This is a genomic window from Pseudoalteromonas sp. SG43-5, from assembly GCF_014164345.1.
In the GTDB taxonomy this organism is placed as follows: domain Bacteria; phylum Pseudomonadota; class Gammaproteobacteria; order Enterobacterales; family Alteromonadaceae; genus Pseudoalteromonas; species Pseudoalteromonas distincta.
This window is the reverse complement of sequence record NZ_JACJFA010000046.1, coordinates 1-750: the sequence shown is the minus strand read 5'-3', so window position 1 is coordinate 750 and position 750 is coordinate 1. Positions and strand designations below refer to the sequence as shown.

The window sequence follows — 750 nt, the reverse complement described above, 5'->3', positions numbered from 1 at the left end:
AGTGTTATTAAGAAAGCTCGCCTGAAACGAGTCTAAAAATTCAGTTGTCCTAGTGACACATTTATGTGTCCCCATCGTCTAGAGGCCTAGGACACCGCCCTTTCACGGCGGTAACAGGGGTTCGAATCCCCTTGGGGACGCCACTTACTTATTTTAATAGGGAAGTGTAGTGTTATTAAGAAAGCTCGCCTGAAACGAGTCTAAAAGTTCAGTTGTCCTAGTGACACATTTATGTGTCCCCATCGTCTAGAGGCCTAGGACACCGCCCTTTCACGGCGGTAACAGGGGTTCGAATCCCCTTGGGGACGCCACTTACTATTTTAAGTATCGTGTAAAGCAGTGTGACACCGCACTCTCTATGCACGACGTTATCAAGAGCACTAATCTCTTGGGGACGCCACTTACTTATTTTAATAGGGAAGTGTAGTGTTATTAAGAAAGCTCGCCTGAAACGAGTCTAAAAATTCAGTTGTCCTAGTGACACATTTATGTGTCCCCATCGTCTAGAGGCCTAGGACACCGCCCTTTCACGGCGGTAACAGGGGTTCGAATCCCCTTGGGGACGCCACTTACTTATTTTTTAATAGGGAAGTGAAGTGTTATTAAGAAAGCTCGCCTGAAACGAGTCTAAAAATTCAGTTGTCCTAGTGACACATTTATGTGTCCCCATCGTCTAGAGGCCTAGGACACCGCCCTTTCACGGCGGTAACAGGGGTTCGAATCCCCTTGGGGACGCCACTTACTTATTTT

Annotated in this window: 4 tRNA genes; all 4 read left to right on the top strand. The window is 46.9% G+C overall.

Annotated elements, in window-relative coordinates:
- Window positions 1–67 precede the first annotated feature (67 nt).
- The 4 genes from H5161_RS19935 (at window position 68) to H5161_RS19920 (ending at window position 738) form a co-directional block, all read left to right on the top strand.
- Window positions 68–143: transfer RNA gene (locus tag H5161_RS19935), tRNA-Glu, on the top strand.
- 92 nt (window positions 144–235) lie between these two features.
- A tRNA-Glu gene (locus H5161_RS19930) sits at window positions 236–311 on the top strand.
- 181 nt (window positions 312–492) lie between these two features.
- Window positions 493–568, top strand: a tRNA-Glu gene (locus tag H5161_RS19925).
- 94 nt (window positions 569–662) lie between these two features.
- Window positions 663–738, top strand: a tRNA-Glu gene (locus H5161_RS19920).
- The last annotated feature ends 12 nt before the right edge of the window (window positions 739–750 follow it).